The sequence below is a fragment of the Vibrio comitans genome, assembly GCA_024346835.1.
Taxonomy (GTDB): domain Bacteria; phylum Pseudomonadota; class Gammaproteobacteria; order Enterobacterales; family Vibrionaceae; genus Vibrio; species Vibrio comitans.
Genome location: AP024866.1, coordinates 2,443,407 through 2,462,369, shown reverse-complemented (window position 1 = coordinate 2,462,369; position 18,963 = coordinate 2,443,407). Strand labels below are relative to the sequence as shown.

Below are 18,963 nucleotides of genomic sequence, written 5' to 3'. Positions count from 1 at the left end.
GTAGGCCTAATAATTTTTTACGATTATATCAGCCTTATAAACAATAAAAAGCCGGCCAATACAAGGTATTGGCCGGCTTTACGTTAACTCGTTACAAGTATTAAATTACTTGCTTAGGTCTTCTGCGTGCTCAGATAGGAATGCAGCAACGCCTGTTGGAGATGCGTCCATACCTGCTTTACCTTCTTCCCACTGTGCCGGACAAACTTCACCTTCTTTCTGGTGGAAGTTTAGTGCGTCAACCATACGTAGCATTTCGTCGATGTTACGGCCTAGAGGAAGGTCGTTAACTACTTGGTGACGTACTAGACCATCTTCGTCGATTAGGAAAGAACCACGGAAAGCAACACCTGCTTCTGGGTGCTCAACATCGTACGCTTTACAGATCTCGTGCTTAACGTCAGCAATTAGAGGGTACTTAACTTGACCGATACCGCCATCATCGATAGCAGTGTTACGCCATGCGTTATGAGAGAACTGAGAATCGATAGAAACGCCGATTACTTCAACGCCTTTGTCTTTGAAATCCTGGTAACGGTTATCGAACGCGATCAACTCAGATGGGCAAACAAATGTGAAGTCTAGAGGGTAGAAGAAAACTACCGCTTTCTTGCCTTTAGTGAATTCTGCAAAGTTGAAGTTATCAACGATTTCACCATTGCCTAGAACAGCTGCAGCTGTGAAATCTGGTGCTTGACGGCCTACTAATACCATTTGGAGCTCCTAAAATGTGTGATGATGCCTGTGTTTCAGGCTTAGTCCATGTTTGTACGAGACAAACTATAATACACAATATACTATTGAAAAAAGCGAATTAAATAGATTAAGTCAATCGAAAAAAGCGATGTTTAAAACTTGTTAACTAGCGCACAAAACGATTGATAACCGACGGTAATTTTTGAACTTTATATGAACAAATGGCCCAGTCTTAAACAGCTTCATTATCTGATCACTTTGCATGAAACACGTCACTTTGGTGAGGCCGCTCAGCTGTGTTTTGTTAGCCAGTCCACCCTAAGTAAAGGGATCCAGAATCTCGAAGAGCAATTTGGTTGTTCGCTGTATGAGAAGAAAGACAAGAAAAGTGCGCTGGTGTTTACCCAAGTGGGTGAAATGGTGGTTAAGCAAGGGCGAGATCTACTGACTAAGAGTCAAGACTTGATGGAGCTTGGTCAACTTGCGTGTGGCGGCGCAATGCAGGGTCAATTGAGGCTTGGGGCTATTCCAACGATCGCTCCGTTTCTGTTAAGCGGCCTTGTCCATGAAGTGAACAAGAATTTTCCTGATTTAACCTTGCTACTAAGAGAAGATACCACTGCAAATTTGCTAACGGCTTTGCAAGACGGTCAACTGGACGTATTGGTGCTAGCACTACCTGTAGATATTGGCAACTTTGCCAGCAAGGTAGTAGGGCGCGACCAATTTAGAATGGTGATCAGTGAGTCGCAGGCAGGAAGTGTAAAGACACCATTGCACTACTCGGACCTTCCAGATGAGTCGGTGTTCTTACTTGAGAAAGAGCATTGTCTTACTGATCATGCTGTTTCTGCGTGTAATCTCACCGAGAAAAGTAAGATAAACCCATTTACAGCAACGAGCTTGCATACCTTAGTACAGATGGTTGCCAATGGTCTGGGCACGACCTTTATTCCTCAAATGGCAATTGATCACGGATTACTGGCAAACCATTCATTGCGTGTTATTGATCCACCGGGTCGTCAGGCATATCGAAACATAGGGTTAGTGTGGAGGCCAAGCAGCACTAGAACCGAAACCTTTACTCAGTTGGCCGAAGTAATCGAAAAGCTACTGGAAAAATAAATGATATAGCCCATTTACAACTCCCTTACGTATACCTAAATGAGTCTAATTTGCAGAAAGATCTTCAATTTAGTTGATCCTCTATAGCTGGTGGTCTTTACTGAAAAGTAGTGTGGGGGTGTATCATGCAAAAACATCAGTTCGACCAATGGATTCATGCTGATATCGAGAGGCATACGGAAGTGCCAAAAGTCTTCGTTATCGGGTGTGCTGATCTTTCTACTTATCAGCTTGCTGTTGAATTTAAGCACAAGCTTGAGCCGATACGTGAAGACGATAAGCCTATGTCTTTTGCTTCATTAGAAATCGTCAAAGAAGAGCTGATTAAGCTAGGGTTAGATAGCGCTTACTTGCGATTGCATAACGCTTATGATGAGTGTGGCTCACCAGACGATAAGCCTTATTGTGATATTGAGCTCTCTCTCAAGAGCTATTAGCGCTAAGCAAGCTGAGCTATTGGCTTTCGAGCAAGATTGAGTGGGTAAAGTGACTTCGTAGGTAAAAACCTCGAGGCAGGGTTTTTATTTGCTTACCGCTAGCTCCATACGCGTCAGTCAATGCTCGGCTGTTAGCCGCTTTAGGGCGGATTTGCATCACCTCACCATGTCTTGCACTAATTTCATGGATACGTCCTGTGGCGATCATTTCCATCAATTCTTCCCAGTCCTCTCTCAACAAAGTCTCTTGCTGAACCGTTGGGGTCCATAATTTCGGAAACCCTACATGGCGCTCCGAGATAGGCAATTCTCTTTCCCCTTCTACGGGTACCCACAATACCTTGCTTAGCTTTTGTCTTACGTGACTTTGTTGCCAGGTAAGGCCATGAATGCCGGTCAAGGGTGCAACACAAACAAAGGTGCTTTCTAAAGGTTTACCTGAGTGGCTAAGGGGGATTGTTTTTAGTTCGATACCAAGGTGAGCAAAGTCTTGCTCAGGTCGACTTCCTGCTTCAGCACCAAGGTGAGTTTCGATAAGTTGGCCAACCCAGCCTTTATCGCGACGAAGATCCTTTGGCACCTCAACACCCGCTTCTTCTGCTAATTCAGCAAAAGAATACCCAGCTAGGGACTCTGCTCTATTGAGTAGCTCTAGCTCGGATTGTGGGGGGGATGTCTTCACAGCTGATCTCCATTTGCAAAAGATCGTTATTTGTTAAAGATCTTTGATGATAGGGGAATGGACAATTATAAGCCAACTAGAGCACAAAATGAAGGTTATCCACAGGGTAGGAGATAATAACTGTAATAATTGATACTTATGTATAAATAAACAGGGGTTTGTGTCACGTTATCTGCTTGTTTTGCTGAGTTAAGTATGCCTTACTGGTCTTGTTGTGTGGATAAATGGATGGGTGGTTGAATTTTGAACGATCCAAAAGGATCAAATATTAATCAGGTTAAGTCTGAGTGATCTATGTGCAATTTATTATGTATAATGCTGATATTAAAGAATAAATTTATTTTTATTTATGGTGCTGTGTTTTTTATTGAGATCAAAAATTAGTCCGAATATTAATTATCTCAAGTTTTCTCACAAAGTTACTCACAGATATAGTGAATAAATAGCTCAAATTAAAGTTACGCTGTTGATAAAGTGATATTTGCTCGCTATTTATCCAATGGAGGCACTCTGACTTCATAGTTTGACAACTTTTACTTCAGTTGCATTTGCTCAACTGGGGGATCTGTGGAAAAATCGACTCATATAAAATTTATCAGTAGAGGTTAGCCAGTGATCGATGGCGATGGTTACCGCTTAAATGTGGGAATCGTAATATGTAACAACCACGGTCAAGTGTTTTGGGCTAAACGATACGGACAACATTCATGGCAATTTCCACAAGGTGGAATAGACGACGGTGAGACGCCAGAACAGGCGATGTACCGAGAATTGTATGAAGAGGTCGGATTAACCAAACAAGATGTAAAAATTGTCACTACTAGTCGTCATTGGTTGCGATATCGCTTACCAAAAAGATTAGTACGTTGGGACTCCAAACCTGTCTGTATCGGGCAAAAACAGAAATGGTTCTTATTGCAATTAACCTGTGATGAATCGCAGATTAATATGCAAAGAGGGCCAACTCCAGAATTTGATGGATGGCGTTGGGTAAGCTTTTGGTACCCAGTGAGACAAGTTGTCTCTTTTAAAAGGGATGTCTACCGCAGAGCAATGAAGGAATTCGCTTCTTTTGCTATGCCTTTCAAAGATCGAAAGCAAAACCGAAAACGCAAACACCGCAGAGGGTAGTGGAGCGCAATAATGCTAAATCAGCTAAGGGATATAGTTGAGCACGTATCTCGGGTCGAAGATATACATCAAGCACTTGAGGTGTTTGTTGAGCGTACCTGTGATGCTATTAATAGCGAATGTTGCACCATTTATCTTTCTAATCACCAAAAGCAGCGCCTTGAGCTAATGGCAACCAAGGGGCTGACTTTTTCTGGTGAGCGCCTTCACATAGGTTTCCAAGAAGGGTTAGTTGGCCTAGTTCATAGGACTGCAGAACCTTTAAACGTCGCAAAAGCTTCTCTTCATCCTGATTTCAAATTTTTTCCACAACTTGGCGAAGATGTTTATCAAGCCTTTTTGGCGACGCCTATCGTCCACCGCAAGCGTATGCTAGGTGTGGTGGTTATCCAACAGAAAACTCCGCGATTATTTAGTGATACTGAAGAGTCTTTTTTAGTCACGCTTGCAGCTCAGTTAGCGGTACTTATCGCCAGCGAGCAGCAGCAAGGTAACTGGCTTTTACAAGAACGAAAAAGCTCTACTATAACGGGGCTTTCTGCTTGTAACGGGATTGCCATTGGGCCAATTTGGCGTGGTAACGATGAACCCCTGCTCAAAGACGTATCGCCAGCGTCTGCAATTGATACCGAGAAAGACAAGGAATGGCTGCTTGTTGCCGTAGAGTCGGCCCTGACCGAATTTAGACGCCTTAGAAAGCAGCTTGATAGCGACCTCAACAAAGATGCCTTAGCTATCTTTGACTTGTTTACTCACCTTTTGAATGATCCCAAGCTTAGAGGGGATCTGATTAAGCAGATCGAGAAAGGCGACACCGCTGATTGGGCACTGCGTCAGGTGATAGAGCGGTACTCCAATCACTTTGCTCGTATGAATGATATTTACCTCCAAGAGCGCTCTCAAGATGTTAGGGAGTTAGGTCAGAGGCTGTTGTATTTCCTCTATCATTCACAAACCAAAGAAATCAAACTCGAGAAACCGGTCATCTTTGTGGTGAATGAACTCACGACGACATTGCTAGCCTCAGTACCTAGAGACAAGCTTTTGGGAGTAATATCATTACAAGGCGGGGTAAACTCTCATGCGGCAATTTTATCTCGCGCTCTGGGTATACCTTCGGTAATTGGTTCAAACCTCAATGGTATTGAAGCTGATGATAGACATATCATCCTAGATGGTTATAGCGGTGAGGTATTCCTCAACCCAACAGCCAAAGAGATGCACGACTATCAGAAGCTATTAGCTGAAGAGCAAGAAGTTCGTTCTATGGTTGAATCAGAGGTGCGTGAGCCTGCGTTGACCTCAGATAAAGTTCCCATCACTATTTTGCTTAACGCAGGGCTAGGCGCCGACGCAAGTTATTCATTCTTTGATGTTGTGGATGGTGTAGGACTCTATCGTACCGAGATATCCTTTATCGTTAAGCAGGCTTTTCCTTCCGAAGATGAGCAAGTCGAGACCTATCGAAAAGTATTGGCTTATTCACAAGGCAAACCTGTTGTGATGAGGACTCTAGATATTGGTGGTGATAAATCACTACCGTACTTCCCTATGGAAGAAGAAAATCCATTCTTGGGCTGGAGAGGGATTCGCTTTACTCTCGATCACCCAGATATCTTCTTGATTCAAGTTCGTGCAATGATGAGAGCGAGTGTTGGTCAAAAGAGTGAATTAAAGATCCTCTTACCTATGATCTCCGGTGTTCCTGAACTGGACTCCGCGCTTTCTCTGATTGCACAGGCATATCATGAGGTGGCACTCACTTATCCCGGTGTGAAAAAGCCTAAAGTCGGTATCATGCTTGAAGTGCCTTCTATGATCTATTTGCTACCAGTGATTGCCAAGCGAATTGATTTTGTCTCTGTAGGTACTAATGACCTTACTCAATACCTATTAGCGGTGGATAGAAACAATAGCCAAGTTTCAGAGCTATACGAAGTGGTTCACCCTTCTGTATTGTTAGCGCTGAAACAAATACATGATGCTTGCCGACATTCAAAAATCCCAGTATCAATCTGTGGTGAGTTAGCCGGTGATCCTATTGGCGTTTTATTGTTATTAGGTTTGGGGTTCAAGCAGCTCAGTATGAACTCAGCTAACGTAGCTAATATAAAATACGTGATTAGGCAGTCAAATCTCGATGACTTAGAGACACTTGCCAATCAAGCTATAACCAAAGCCTATGCCTCTGACGTGCATAAGCTTGCCTTCGACTACCTAGAGAAACGAGACCTTGCTGGGTTTGTTCGGCCCGGAAAACATTAATGATTACATTCGAATTAATCGCCATCTTAGTAATGATTGGCGCGCTGGTGGGCGTGCTTGCAGGATTGCTAGGTATTGGCGGTGGACTTATTATCGTCCCTGCATTGTTATTTTTATTACCAAAATCTGGCGTATCAGCAGATATTGCTATGCAAATGGCGCTAGCGACTTCCTTGGCTTGCATCATCATTACCTCTGGCTCATCAGCACTCAATCATTATCGAGTGAACAATATCGATATGTTTGTGGTCAAATTCTTGATTCCAGGAGTCATACTCGGTGGATTTGGAGGTAGTTTTGTGGCGGAATTTATCCCAAGCCAGTATTTGCCCCCCGTTTTTGGCTGTATCGTTCTGTTCTTATCCATCAAGATGTTTATCTCGGTGAACATAAGGGCTGTAAAACCTTTACCAAGCGCAACAAAGACCTTTATATCTGGAACGACGATCGGTACTATCTCAAGCTTAGCTGGTATCGGTGGTGGGTCTCTGATGGTGCCGTTTCTTAACCGTCACGGAATAGAAATGCGTAAAGCGATAGGCACTTCATCGTTTTGTGGCGCATTACTAGCGGCTTCTGGAATGATCGGCTTTATTTTTCACGGAGTTGGGGCGAAAGACTTACCTGCCCATAGCGTGGGTTATGTGTATCTTCCTGCCTTGCTAGCGATTGCATGTAGCTCAGTTCTAACCAGTAAGCTCGGTGTGAGGTTAACCTCTGTATTACCCACCCAAGTACTGAAAAAATGTTTTGCAGTATTGCTACTGATAATAGCGATACGAATGCTTTTCTTTTAATGATTTGCTCTAAGAAGATTTTATGAATCAAGGATTTATCTCTTTCCCTCATATCGATCCAGTATTGCTAGAAATTGGTCCAGTTTCTATTCGCTGGTATGGACTGATGTACCTTTTTGGCTTTGCATTTGCGATGTGGTTAGCCAACCGTCGCGCCGACCAACCAAACAGTGGCTGGACGCGAGAGCAAGTATCCGACATGTTGTTCTTAGGGTTTCTCGGCGTAGTCGTCGGTGGGCGAGTCGGGTATGTATTGTTCTATCATTTCGACCTTTTTTTAGATAACCCACTTTACTTATTCCAAGTATGGACGGGGGGCATGTCATTCCACGGCGGTTTGTTGGGCGTGATCTCGGCAATGGCATTCTATGCTTACCGCAACGGTCGTACCTTCTTTAATGTGGCTGATTTTATTGCTCCGCTTATCCCGTTTGGATTGGGCGTTGGGCGTATCGGTAACTTTATGAATGACGAACTGTGGGGCAGGGTTACTGATGTTCCATGGGCGGTAATGTTCCCATCGGGCGGTTACTTACCACGACACCCCTCACAGCTTTATGAAGCCATCTTAGAAGGGGTAGTGCTGTTCTTTATCTTGAATTTCTTTATTCGCAAACCTAGACCAGCTGGCGCTGTCTCAGGGTTGTTCTTGATTGGCTACGGCTCTTTCCGCTTCATCGTTGAGTATTTCCGTGAACCGGATGCCCATCTAGGTCTGTTTGGTAACTGGATCTCTATGGGGCAAATATTATCAACACCAATGATCCTTATTGGCGCCGCTATGATGTGGTGGGCATACAAATACAACCAGAAGTCCCTTGAAGTGAACAAGGCGAAGGAGAAGTAATGAAGCAGTATCTAGACCTATGTCGCCGTATCGTTGATGAAGGGCACTGGATTGAGAATGAGCGTACAGGCAAGCGTTGCTTGACCGTTATCAATGCAGATCTCACCTATGATGTAGCGAATAATGCTTTTCCACTGGTGACGACACGTAAAAGTTTCTGGAAAGCAGCAGTTGCAGAGCTGCTCGGATACATTCGTGGTTACGATAGCGCAGAGCAGTTTCGTCAGCTAGGCACAAAAACCTGGGATGCTAACTCGAACTTGAACGATGCGTGGTTAAACAATCCTTACCGTAAAGGTGAAGATGACATGGGGCGTGTATACGGCGTTCAAGGTCGTCAATGGGCTAAGCCAGATGGCGGGCATATTGATCAGCTACGCAAGATTGTTGATGATCTTACGAAAGGTGTCGATGACCGTGGCGAGATACTGAATTTTTACAATCCTGGTGAGTTCCACATGGGGTGTTTACGCCCATGTATGTACAGCCATCATTTCTCTTTATTGGGCGATACCTTGTATCTAAATAGCACGCAGCGTTCGTGTGACGTGCCACTGGGGCTGAACTTCAATATGGTGCAAGTGTATGCATTCTTGGCCATCATGGCACAGATCACGGGTAAGAAGCCGGGTGTGGCATATCACAAGATAGTGAATGCGCATATTTACGAGGATCAGCTTGAGTTGATGCGAGACGTTCAGTTGCAACGTGAGCCTCTAGATGCTCCTAAGTTTATTATCAATCCTGATATTAAGAGCTTAGAAGACTTAGAAACTTGGGTGACCTTAGACGATTTTTCAGTGGAGGGGTATGACTCTCACCCTGCAATTCGCTACCCGTTCTCAGTGTAAGAGCAAATAAGTTTAAATTTATCTCACTGAATTTTAAAAACTATTATTTAAGAGGCTAATATTTAGGTATTGGCCTTTTTTAATGCTCGGAACTCAGTGGATAGAGTTAACTTTAAAATGAAACATGGATGTAGTTTTGCGTTGGCAGTAGTAGTGTGCGGGCTCCCTAACTCCGCGATTGCTAGCCTTATAGACCCTGATGAATATCTAACTAGTATTTACTCAACGGCTTTGGTGTTGACTGAGAGTGAATTGTTGACCGTGGGCTTTGGTAGTTTCGATCCTAACCAAATATTTGGTACCAACAACCCTGATTTTGGTGGGCAGGAGACAATTGATACCAAGCGTAAAATAGCGGTAACCTCCCTCCCGATATCTTTTTTGTTTTCCAATGATGAAAGCCCCTGGTTACATCGTTTGAAGCTCAGAGCCGCTTATATGGGGTTAACAAGAGATATTGACTATGACCAGCTAGAAGATTTGGGTGTTAGCTGGGAGAGTGATAAGAACGAAGACCACGTCATAGCGGGCTATGCTGAATATGCTTTAGGCTATCAAATATCAGAGGGTTGGCAGTTTTTCACGGGTTCTGGGCTACACCTCATGCACTACAAGAACGAATTTACCGCTAATAGTCCAGCAGCGGATAAAATTGAAGAGCAAGGCATTAATTCAGCGATTAATGGGTCGTCCAATATTTGGATTGCTGAGCCTCAAGCTGATTTGATTTATACCAAAGATACCGGTCCCGGTGAGATTCGCTTTAATAGTGAATATCACTATTTTTGGGGTAGAAGCTTTGGTGGCAGCATTGGCACATCCAATGCAACCCCTGAAGGCTGGCGTATTATGAATGGCATACAATACAAATATCATCTAGATCCTTGGGGAAGCCGTAAGCAAGATCTTTTGTTTAGAGTACGTCGAATTGATGTCGGTGGTGACTTAAGAGAGCCCCTAGATACCACTCACTATGCAGAATACAGCTTCGGATGGGTGATAGACACTAGCGATTATTCTTCATTGATCTATAACCTTGGTGTAGGTGTTACTTTAAATTACGGCAGCTCATTGAAAGGGGGGGCATTAGTCATCTATTACAATGAGTAATCCAAAGCATCAGACGAAAAAAAACCTGCTAAATTAGCAGGTTTTTTTCAATTATTCAGTTGGTTATGCAGTCATCGCAATAATCGCACCAGGCATTACTACGAACACAGCAATCAGGTATCCAGCAACAACGCTCTTGTTCTTAATTGCCATTGTTGAGATCCAATCAGCGCCTTTCAGTGGTAGTTCACGCAAGAACGGGATACCAAAGATGAACAAGGTTGCCGCTATGTTGAACAACAGGTGAACTAGAGCAATTTGCAGTGCAAAGGCTGCAAATTCACCGGTTACCGCTGTGGCAGCAAGAAGCGCCGTAATACAGGTACCGATGTTCGCACCTAGCGTAAATGGATACACATCACGCACCTTAAGAACACCTGAACCCACTAATGGAACCATTAAGCTCGTCGTCGTCGATGAAGACTGAACCAATACCGTGACAACAGAGCCAGAGAAGATACCGTGCAGAGGACCGCGGCCAATAGCGTTCTTCAAAATCTCACGTGCACGACCTACCATTAGGCTCTTCATTAGCTTACCCATGATGGTGATAGAGATAATGATAGTCGCGATGCCCAGGATAATCATGCTTACACCAGCAGCAATCGGGCCAAAGGCTGTTAGAGGCTCTTGAACGATACTAATTAGTGGTTTAGTCAGCGGCTTAATAAAGTTAAAGCCACCCATGTCTAGGTCACCTGTGCTCATTAGTGGAGCGACTAGCCAAGCTGAAAGCTTGCCAAAGATGCCAAACATCATTTCTAGTGGAAGGAAAATCAGCACCGCTAACAAGTTAAAGAAGTCATGAACGGTCGCACTTGCAAATGCGCGTTTAAACTCTTCTTTGCAGCGAAGGTGACCAAGGCTCACTAGAGTGTTGGTTACCGTGGTACCGATGTTTGCACCCATAACCATAGGGATAGCGATTTGAACTGGAAGCCCGCCTGCTACAAGGCCTACAATGATAGAGGTAACTGTACTTGATGATTGAATAAGAGCCGTTGCTACAAGGCCGATCATCAAACCTGCTACTGGGTGAGAAGCAAAGTCAAAAAGTGTTTTTGCATGTTCGCCAGAGGCCATCTTGAAGCCACTGCCAACCATTGAAACTGAAACAAGAAGTAGGTACAGCATGAAAGCCAAGTTAGCCCAACGTAACCAGCTGGTTTTACCTGCCGATGCTGCTGAAACTGAGGATGCTTGGTTGTTCATTTGTTATCTCCGGGCCCGTTTTAGGCTTTTAATCAACTGTTGGCGAGTTTAGATAACTAATATTTCAGTTATATTACAGTTTTATAAATAATCGCCTTTTTCTTAGTCAACTCAAGTAAACGTTTGCGCAAGTTTTATTTTGACTTAAGATATTGATTTTTATGCATTTTCTTTTTATTGCCTTCCTTGTCTTTGGATGCTCCTTGAGCAACTTTAGTGTCAAATATTGATCTGGTCCAAATATTAATGTGACAAAACTGTCATCTTGCTTTAACTTTAGTTCGGTAATATCGAAGTTTAATGCACTTTACCTTTAATTTTAAAGGTGAACACAGGAGAGGAAATGTCGCATTTAAATTACAATCATCTCTATTATTTCTGGATGGTCTGCAAACAAGGGTCATTGACCAAGGCAGCCGACGCCCTATTTCTAACACCACAGACGGTGACGGGGCAGATCAAAGCATTAGAACAACGTTTGAATGGTAAGTTAACTAAGCGTAATGGCCGCAGCATAGAGCCTACCGAACTCGGTCAGTTAGTATTTAAGTATGCCGATAGGATGTATGACTTAAGCTATGAGATGCTCGATATCGTTAACTACAGTCAACGAGCCAACCTATTGTTTGAGGTTGGGGTAGCAGATGCACTATCAAAAAGCTTAGTTAGCCGTATTCTTTCTACAACGATTCCATCTGACGGTAATATCCACCTTAGATGTTATGAGTCTACCCACGAATTATTGTTGGAGAAACTGTCTCAGCATAAACTGGATATGATTCTCTCTGATTGCCCAATAGATTCATCACAAAATGCTGGTTTATATAGTAAAAAGCTAGGAGAGTGCAAAATGAGCTTTTGCTCTGCAACTCCTATTGATGAAAAAGAGTTCTTGGCAAATCTAGAGAAATATAAGCTATTGATCCCTGGTTCTAGAACTTCTATGGGGCGCAAGATTACAGAATGGTGCGATAGGCAAGGATATCAACCTACCATTCTTGGCGAGTTTGATGATTTTGCCTTAATGAAGGCCTTTGCTGAGGCACATCCTGATACTGTATTTGTGGCTCCAACTCGTTACCCTTATAAAAAGGACACCGGCGGCTTCCATAGAATTTCATCAATAGATGCGTTAAAGGAAGAGTATTACGTGATTTTTGCAGAGAGAATGATCCAGCATCCTGCGGTAAAAAGTGTTTGTGATGCTGATTTTTCTAATATTTTCCACTAATTTGTGCGAACAGAGGTTTAACTTTGTGAGCCTCAGCGGTAGTCTTAATCCAGTAATCGAACTATGAGATATGATTGATACGCTATGAATTTGAAAGCAATGGAGAAAAATTCTCCTCAAGCCATTTCATTGCTTAAGGCAATGGCAAACCAAAGACGTCTTTTTATCTTGTGCATGTTGCATGACAGGGAGTTATCAGTAGGGGAGCTGTGTCAACAACTAGACCTTAGCCAGTCAGCATTATCTCAACATCTTGCATGGCTTAGAGGTGATGGCTTAGTTGAAACTCGCAAAGAGGCTCAAACGGTCTATTACTCCCTGAGTAGCCCAGAGGTTAAACGTATGATTCATCTTCTGCACGATATGTATTGCTCAGAAGAGTAAGGTGAGGGGGCTTAATTGGCCCATTACAGGATCTATAGATACAAAAAAACCGGCAGAAGCCGGTTTTTTATCTGAATCGAAGTTCTAATTAAAGAGCTTTGATTGCAGCAGCGAAGCGTGCCTTATGACGTGCAGCTTTATTCTTATGAATAAGGCCTTTAGTCGCAGCGCGATCTAGGATCGGTGCAACAGCTTTTAGTTCAGCAGTTGCAGCTTCTTTGTCGCCAGCTTCAATAGCAGCGATAGTTTTTTTCATGTAAGTGCGCATCATAGAACGACGGCTAGCATTGTGCTGGCGACGTTTCTCAGCTTGGATAGCGCGCTTCTTAGCAGATTTACTGTTTGCCAAGGGTCTAACTCCCAAAAACTTGTTCGGTAACAATATAGGGCGTGGAGAATGCCTGTTTGCTAATCGAAAGTCAATTGATTTGTGTGAAAACTCATCTAAAACAAGGTAATTTTGTTTCGACGGGTTAACACGGTTAAGATGGCGGGGATTTTAACAGCATTTAGGGGTTAGATCTACACTCAACCCAAGATACTTATCCCTAAGTGTATATATCAATAAGTTGGAGTATCTTTCTGGTAGGCTGTGCCTTCGCTAGGAGCATGCTAATTACCAGTTGCATCAGTTAATTAAGGAATAAAAGTGAGTAAAGGCCTTCTTCGGTCGGGCGCCATTGTTAGCGCCATGACCCTAGTCTCTCGTGTTTTAGGATTAGTGCGCGACGTTGTGGTTGCCAACCTTATGGGTGCAGGAGCAAGTGCAGACGTATTCTTCTTCGCCAATAAGATCCCAAACTTTTTAAGACGACTGTTTGCTGAGGGCGCTTTCTCACAAGCCTTCGTGCCCGTATTGACTGAATATCACTCTAAGGGTGATATGAATGAAACTAGGCAATTGATCGCCAAGGTATCAGGAACGCTAGGGGTAATCGTCTCCATTGTAACGGTTGTTGGTGTTTTAGGATCTGGTGTAGTCACCGCTATTTTTGGTACTGGTTGGTTTCTAGACTGGCTTAATGGTGGTCCATCGGCTGAAAAATTTGAGATGGCCAGCTTGATGCTGAAGATCACCTTTCCTTATTTATGGTTTATCACCTTTGTTGCTTTATCAGGCTCAATACTGAATACCTTAGGCAAGTTTGCGGTTTCTTCTTTTACTCCCGTATTCTTGAACGTGATGATCATCTTATCGGCAACGATGATCTCACCACGCTTAGCAAATCCAGAAATTGGGTTGGCGATCGGCGTTTTCCTCGGTGGCTTGGTGCAGTTCTTCTTTCAGCTTCCTTTCCTTATTAAAGAAGGTGTTCTGGTTAAACCAAAATGGGGATGGCGTGATCCTGGCGTGGTGAGAATTCGCACCTTGATGATCCCTGCTTTATTTGGTGTTTCAGTCAGTCAGATCAACTTACTGCTAGATACCTTTATTGCCAGTTTCCTGCAAACCGGTTCTATTAGTTGGCTTTATTACTCTGACCGTCTGCTTGAATTTCCATTAGGCTTGTTTGGTATTGCTATTGCTACTGTGATTTTGCCTGCATTATCTCGAAAGCACGTCGATGCACAGAGCCAAGGCTTTGCCTCAACAATGGACTGGGGCGTGCGTATGGTGTTGTTACTTGGTTTGCCTGCCATGCTGGGTTTGATCGTATTGGCTAAACCTATGCTAATGGTACTGTTCATGCGCGGAGAGTTTGGTGTTTATGAGGTACAACAATCTTCCTATTCATTAGTTGCCTATGCATCAGGCTTGCTGAACTTTATGCTAATAAAGGTGCTGGCACCTGGGTATTACTCTCGTCAAGACACTAAAACACCAGTGCGTTACGGTATTATCGCGATGACGTCTAACATGGTGTTTAATATCATCTTTGCTTGGCATTACGGCTATGTCGGACTGGCAATGGCCACAGCCTTGTCGGCATTTGTGAATATGGGCTTGCTTTATAGAGGCCTACATAAAGCTCAAGTTTACCGTTTAACGGGACAAACTTTGGGTTTTATGTTGCGTCTCGCGGTTTCCGGCGCTGCTATGGTAGGAGCAATTCTGTATCTACTTAAACCATTAGAGAGCTGGGTTAGCATGTCACTCACCGAGAGAATCCTTGAATTGACCTTGATGATAGGCACGGGTGCTACAGCATATTTATTGACGGCATTGCTACTTGGTGTTCGATTTAAACACCTAAAAGCGAGTGCTTAATTTAGGTCAAAAGAAATCAGCGCTTCTCGTTGCTAGCATCTATTACAGGTTTCGGTATATAATTCGCCAGTTTAGGGCTTTAGGGCCCGCAATGTCGACTGAGAAGGTTAGGTTTTAACACGTTACATGCATCTTATCCGAGGTAGCCACAACATACGCTCTGAGCATCAGGGGTGTGTCTTGACCATAGGTAACTTTGATGGTGTCCACTTAGGGCATCAAACGGTCTTGAAGCAGGTACAACAAAAAGCTGAAGTTCTTGGTCTTCCCGCTGTGGTGATGACGTTTGAACCGCAGCCTTTAGAGCTATTCCTGCAAAGTAAGGCGCCAGCTAGGCTGACTCGGTTGCGTGACAAATACGTGCAACTCAGTAAATTAAACCTAGAGCGACTGCTTTGTGTGAACTTTAGTAAGCGTTTTGCCGGACTTCCTCCAGAGCAGTTTATTAAAGAGTTGCTGGTGGAAAAGCTCGGGGTGAAATTTCTCGTTGTCGGTGATGATTTTCGCTTTGGACGTAAACGTCAAGGTGACTTTTCTATGCTTCAACAAGCAGGAAAAGAGTATGGATTTGAGGTTGTGAGCACTGAAAGTTTCTGTCTAAATACAGAAAGAGTTAGCAGCACAGCAATTCGTCAGGCATTAGCCAATGATGAACTGGCACAAGCCAAATCCATGCTAGGAAGACATTACAGCATTAGTGGGCGTGTATCACACGGACGAAAGCTAGGAAGAACCATAGGTTTTCCTACTGCAAATATCCCATTGAAGCGAACCGTGTCTCCCGTCTCTGGCGTGTATGTGGTGAAAACCAGCATAGACGGTCGAATGGTTGGTGGTGTGGCTAATGTTGGCCAGCGACCAACAGTAAACGGTGTACGACAGCAATTAGAAGTACATTTTTTTGATTTTTCAGAAGATTTATATGGCAGACAATTAGAGGTCTGTCTTTTACACAAGTTGCGCGAAGAAGTGAAATTTCCTTCGTTCGAAGCACTTAAAACTCAAATTGAATTAGATGCAGAAGCTGCTCGGGTGTGGTTGCTTCAGCACAGGCGCTGACGATATTTAAGGCTTTGCAATACTATTTGCACAGCGTTAAATAGAGGTTCGCCATAATGTCTAACTTCGCCCAATATTACGGAAATAAGAATCGATGACTGACTATAAAGATACCCTGAACCTCCCAGAAACAGGGTTTCCAATGCGCGGTAATCTGGCGAATCGTGAACCAGAAATGCTTAAGCGTTGGTATAAAGAAGATCTTTACGGTGCTATCCGTGAAGCTAAAAAAGGCAACAAGCCTTTTGTTTTGCATGATGGCCCTCCATACGCAAACGGTGACATCCACATTGGTCACGCGCTAAATAAGATTCTTAAAGACATTATTATTAAATCAAAGACTCTTTCTGGTTACGATGCACCTTATATCCCAGGCTGGGATTGCCACGGTCTTCCAATCGAACTAATGGTCGAGAAGAAAAAAGGCAAGCCAGGTCATAAGATCTCTGCTGCTGAGTTCCGTGAAGAGTGTCGTAAGTATGCGGCTGGTCAAGTTGAAGGTCAGAAAGAAAGCTTCAAGCGTCTTGGTATCATGGGTGAGTGGGATAAACCATATCGCACTATGGACTTCGGTACTGAAGCCAACATCATTCGCGCTCTGGGTAAAATTGCGGATAACGGCCACCTATTGAAAGGCTTTAAGCCAGTTCACTGGTGTACTGACTGTGGTTCAGCTCTTGCAGAAGCGGAAGTTGAATACAAAGACAAAGTTTCTCCGTCAATTGATGTGAAATTTGCTGCGGCTGATGAAAAAGCAGTATTGAGCAAGTTCTCTCTAGCTGACGGCCATGAAGGCGAAGGTGATATCTCTGTTGTTATCTGGACAACGACGCCTTGGACTCTTCCTGCTAACCGCGCTGTATGTATGCGTGATGATCTTGAGTATGTACTGGTTCAGGTTGAAGGCGAAAACCCTCAGCGTTTGATCCTAGCTTCTGATCTTGCGAAAGACGTAATGGATCGCGCAGGTATCGAGCATTTCCATAACCTTGGCTTTGCTAAGGGTGCAGACCTTGAGTTGTTGAACTTCCAACATCCGTTCTATGACTTTACTGTTCCAGCGATCCTTGGCGATCACGTAACGACAGATTCAGGTACGGGTATCGTTCACACTGCCCCTGGTCACGGCCAAGAAGATTTCGCGGTTGGTCAACACTACAACCTAGAAGTGGCTAACCCTGTAGGTTCAAATGGTGTGTATCTTCCAGATACTGAACTATTTGCTGGTCAGCACGTGTTTAAAGCAAATAACTCGGTACTAGACGTACTTAAAGAGAAAGGTGCTCTGCTACATCACCATGCGTATGAGCACAGCTACCCACACTGCTGGCGCCACAAAACGCCGATCATCTTCCGCGCTACGCCACAATGGTTTGTTTCTATGGATCAAGCGGGCTTGCGTTCAAACGCTCTGGAAGCAATCAAGGGCGTTCAATGGATGCCTGAGTGGGGTCAAAGCCGCATCGAAGGTATGGTTGAAGGCCGTCCAGAATGGTGTATCTCTCGTCAACGTACTTGGGGCGTGCCAATCACTTTGTTCGTACACAAAGAGACCTCTGAGCTTCACCCAGATACTCAAGAGCTGATTGAGAAAGTAGCTCAACTCGTTGAAGAGAAGGGTATTCAAGCTTGGTGGGATGTAGACGCTGTAGAACTTCTTGGTGAAGAAGACGCTGCAAACTACGAAAAAACGCTAGATACTCTAGATGTATGGTTTGATTCAGGTGTGACTCACTATTCTGTCGTTGATGCTCGTGAAGAGTTCAATGGTGCAGGTGCAGATCTATACCTTGAAGGCTCAGACCAACACCGCGGTTGGTTCCAATCTTCATTGATTTCTTCAATTGCAATGAAGGGTGAAGCACCTTACAAGCAAGTACTAACTCACGGCTTCGTTGTAGATGGTCAAGGCCGTAAGATGTCTAAGTCTATCGGTAACGTTGTTGCTCCTAAAGATGTGACCAACAAGCTAGGCGCAGATATTCTTCGTCTATGGGTTTCTTCTACAGATTACACTGGTGAAGTAGCGGTTTCTGATGAAATCCTAAAGCGCAGTGCTGATGCATATCGTCGTATCCGTAACACGGCTCGTTTCTTCCTTGCAAACCTAAGCGGTTTCAACCCTGCAACGGACCTTGTTCCTGCTGAAGAAATGGTTGCGTTAGATCGCTGGGCAGTAGGCCGTGCACAAGCTGCACAACAAGAAATTGTTAAGGCTTACGAAGACTACAATACGCATGCAGTAACACAGCGTTTGATGCAGTTCTGTTCTATCGAGATGGGTTCTTTCTACCTAGATGTAATTAAAGACCGTCAGTACACAGCTAAGAAGGGCAGTCATGCTCAACGCAGCTGTCAGACTGCACTTTACTACATCGTAGAAGCGCTTGTTCGTTGGATGGCGCCAATCATGTCATTCACTGCAGACGAGATCTGGAATGAAATGCCAGGTGAGCGCGATAAGTTTGTATTCACTGGCGAATGGTTCGACGGTTTATTCGGCTTAGCTGAAGGCGAAGAGCTAAACAACGAGTTCTGGGCTGACGTACAACAGGTTCGTGCTTCTGTGAACAAGCTTCTTGAAGAAGCGCGTAAAGAGAAGCTGATCGGTGGTGCTCTTCAAGCAGAAATCACTCTGTACGCAGATGACGCATTGGCGAGCAAGCTAAACAAGCTTGGCGATGAACTACGTTTTGTACTGCTAACGTCTCGTGCTGACGTAGCATCAGTAACTGACAAGCCTGACACTGCTCAGCAAACCGAGACTGAAGGCTTGTTCGTTCAAGTTAACGCGACTGAGCTTGAGAAGTGTGACCGTTGTTGGCACCACACTGCAGATGTAGGCACTATCGAAGGCCATGAAACAATCTGTGGTCGTTGTGTGTCAAACGTAGAAGGCGAAGGCGAGGTTCGTAAGTTTGCCTAAT

17 protein-coding genes are annotated in these 18,963 nt (G+C 44.1%); 13 read left to right on the top strand and 4 right to left on the bottom strand.

Translation table 11 applies throughout. The features are described from left to right. Nucleotides 1-105 precede the first annotated feature (105 nt). Nucleotides 106-714: a peroxiredoxin C gene (locus tag OCU46_RS11315; protein WP_141271997.1), complete on the bottom strand. Its 609-nt coding sequence runs from the start codon at nucleotides 712-714 to the stop codon at nucleotides 106-108. Nucleotides 715-909: 195 nt separating this feature from the next. Between OCU46_RS11315 and OCU46_RS11310 the strand changes: the two genes are divergently transcribed. Next, complete coding sequence (locus OCU46_RS11310) at nucleotides 910-1,821, top strand: hydrogen peroxide-inducible genes activator (RefSeq protein WP_141271998.1); 912 nt, start codon at nucleotides 910-912, stop codon at nucleotides 1,819-1,821. Nucleotides 1,822-1,946: 125 nt separating this feature from the next. Then, nucleotides 1,947-2,258, top strand: coding sequence for a DUF6482 family protein (locus OCU46_RS11305; RefSeq protein ID WP_141271999.1), 312 nt, complete (start codon nucleotides 1,947-1,949; stop codon nucleotides 2,256-2,258). A 16-nt stretch (nucleotides 2,259-2,274) separates the two neighbouring features. On the opposite strand, the gene mutH is transcribed toward OCU46_RS11305, so the two are convergent. After that, nucleotides 2,275-2,940 carry a DNA mismatch repair endonuclease MutH gene (gene mutH / locus OCU46_RS11300; RefSeq protein WP_141272000.1) on the bottom strand — a complete coding sequence of 222 codons (666 nt, stop codon included), beginning with the start codon at nucleotides 2,938-2,940 and terminating at the stop codon, nucleotides 2,275-2,277. A gap of 612 nt (nucleotides 2,941-3,552) precedes the next feature. On the opposite strand from mutH, the gene rppH reads away from it, so the two are divergent. From rppH to OCU46_RS11270, 6 genes are all read left to right on the top strand, one after another. Next, nucleotides 3,553-4,071, top strand: a complete 519-nt coding sequence (gene rppH / locus OCU46_RS11295) for an RNA pyrophosphohydrolase (protein WP_141272001.1) — start codon at nucleotides 3,553-3,555, stop codon at nucleotides 4,069-4,071. Between the two features lie 12 nt (nucleotides 4,072-4,083). Then, complete coding sequence (gene ptsP, locus OCU46_RS11290; RefSeq protein WP_141272002.1) at nucleotides 4,084-6,336, top strand: phosphoenolpyruvate--protein phosphotransferase; 2,253 nt, start codon at nucleotides 4,084-4,086, stop codon at nucleotides 6,334-6,336. A gap of 2 nt (nucleotides 6,337-6,338) precedes the next feature. Beyond that, on the top strand, nucleotides 6,339-7,133 hold the full coding sequence (locus tag OCU46_RS11285; protein WP_208733564.1) for a sulfite exporter TauE/SafE family protein: 795 nt from the start codon (nucleotides 6,339-6,341) through the stop codon (nucleotides 7,131-7,133). Between the two features lie 22 nt (nucleotides 7,134-7,155). Continuing rightward, nucleotides 7,156-7,980, top strand: coding sequence for a prolipoprotein diacylglyceryl transferase (gene lgt / locus OCU46_RS11280; RefSeq protein WP_141272004.1), 825 nt, complete (start codon nucleotides 7,156-7,158; stop codon nucleotides 7,978-7,980). Beyond that, nucleotides 7,980-8,831 carry a thymidylate synthase gene (locus tag OCU46_RS11275; RefSeq protein WP_141272005.1) on the top strand — a complete coding sequence of 284 codons (852 nt, stop codon included), beginning with the start codon at nucleotides 7,980-7,982 and terminating at the stop codon, nucleotides 8,829-8,831. The genes lgt and OCU46_RS11275 overlap by 1 nt, the downstream gene beginning before the upstream one ends. A gap of 117 nt (nucleotides 8,832-8,948) precedes the next feature. Then, complete coding sequence (locus OCU46_RS11270; RefSeq protein WP_141272006.1) at nucleotides 8,949-9,941, top strand: Solitary outer membrane autotransporter beta-barrel domain; 993 nt, start codon at nucleotides 8,949-8,951, stop codon at nucleotides 9,939-9,941. Between the two features lie 63 nt (nucleotides 9,942-10,004). Here the strand turns inward: OCU46_RS11270 and OCU46_RS11265 are convergent, their stop codons facing one another. Further along, entirely contained in the window at nucleotides 10,005-11,153 is a 1,149-nt protein-coding gene (locus tag OCU46_RS11265) for a Na/Pi symporter (RefSeq protein WP_141272007.1), read from the bottom strand. Nucleotides 11,154-11,496: 343 nt separating this feature from the next. Between OCU46_RS11265 and nhaR the strand changes: the two genes are divergently transcribed. Together nhaR and OCU46_RS11255 are read left to right on the top strand one after the other, a co-directional pair. Then, on the top strand, nucleotides 11,497-12,384 hold the full coding sequence (gene nhaR / locus OCU46_RS11260) for a transcriptional activator NhaR (protein ID WP_141272008.1): 888 nt from the start codon (nucleotides 11,497-11,499) through the stop codon (nucleotides 12,382-12,384). A gap of 84 nt (nucleotides 12,385-12,468) precedes the next feature. After that, nucleotides 12,469-12,768 carry an ArsR/SmtB family transcription factor gene (locus OCU46_RS11255; protein ID WP_141272009.1) on the top strand — a complete coding sequence of 100 codons (300 nt, stop codon included), beginning with the start codon at nucleotides 12,469-12,471 and terminating at the stop codon, nucleotides 12,766-12,768. Nucleotides 12,769-12,856: 88 nt separating this feature from the next. Here OCU46_RS11255 and rpsT read toward each other — a convergent pair whose 3' ends face one another. Beyond that, nucleotides 12,857-13,117 (bottom strand): 30S ribosomal protein S20, encoded by a 261-nt coding sequence (rpsT, locus tag OCU46_RS11250; protein WP_017028912.1) that lies wholly within the window; start codon nucleotides 13,115-13,117, stop codon nucleotides 12,857-12,859. A 300-nt stretch (nucleotides 13,118-13,417) separates the two neighbouring features. Here rpsT and murJ point away from each other — a divergent pair, with 300 nt between their 5' ends. The 3 genes from murJ to ileS all read left to right on the top strand — a co-directional run bounded on the left by murJ (nucleotide 13,418) and on the right by ileS (nucleotide 18,962). Further along, nucleotides 13,418-14,977: a murein biosynthesis integral membrane protein MurJ gene (murJ, locus tag OCU46_RS11245; RefSeq protein ID WP_141272010.1), complete on the top strand. Its 1,560-nt coding sequence runs from the start codon at nucleotides 13,418-13,420 to the stop codon at nucleotides 14,975-14,977. A gap of 126 nt (nucleotides 14,978-15,103) precedes the next feature. After that, a complete protein-coding gene (ribF, locus tag OCU46_RS11240; protein ID WP_141272011.1) occupies nucleotides 15,104-16,036 on the top strand; it encodes a bifunctional riboflavin kinase/FAD synthetase in 933 nt (310 codons plus the stop codon). A 94-nt stretch (nucleotides 16,037-16,130) separates the two neighbouring features. Beyond that, nucleotides 16,131-18,962 (top strand): isoleucine--tRNA ligase, encoded by a 2,832-nt coding sequence (gene ileS, locus OCU46_RS11235; protein WP_141272012.1) that lies wholly within the window; start codon nucleotides 16,131-16,133, stop codon nucleotides 18,960-18,962. The last annotated feature ends 1 nt before the right edge of the window (nucleotide 18,963 follow it).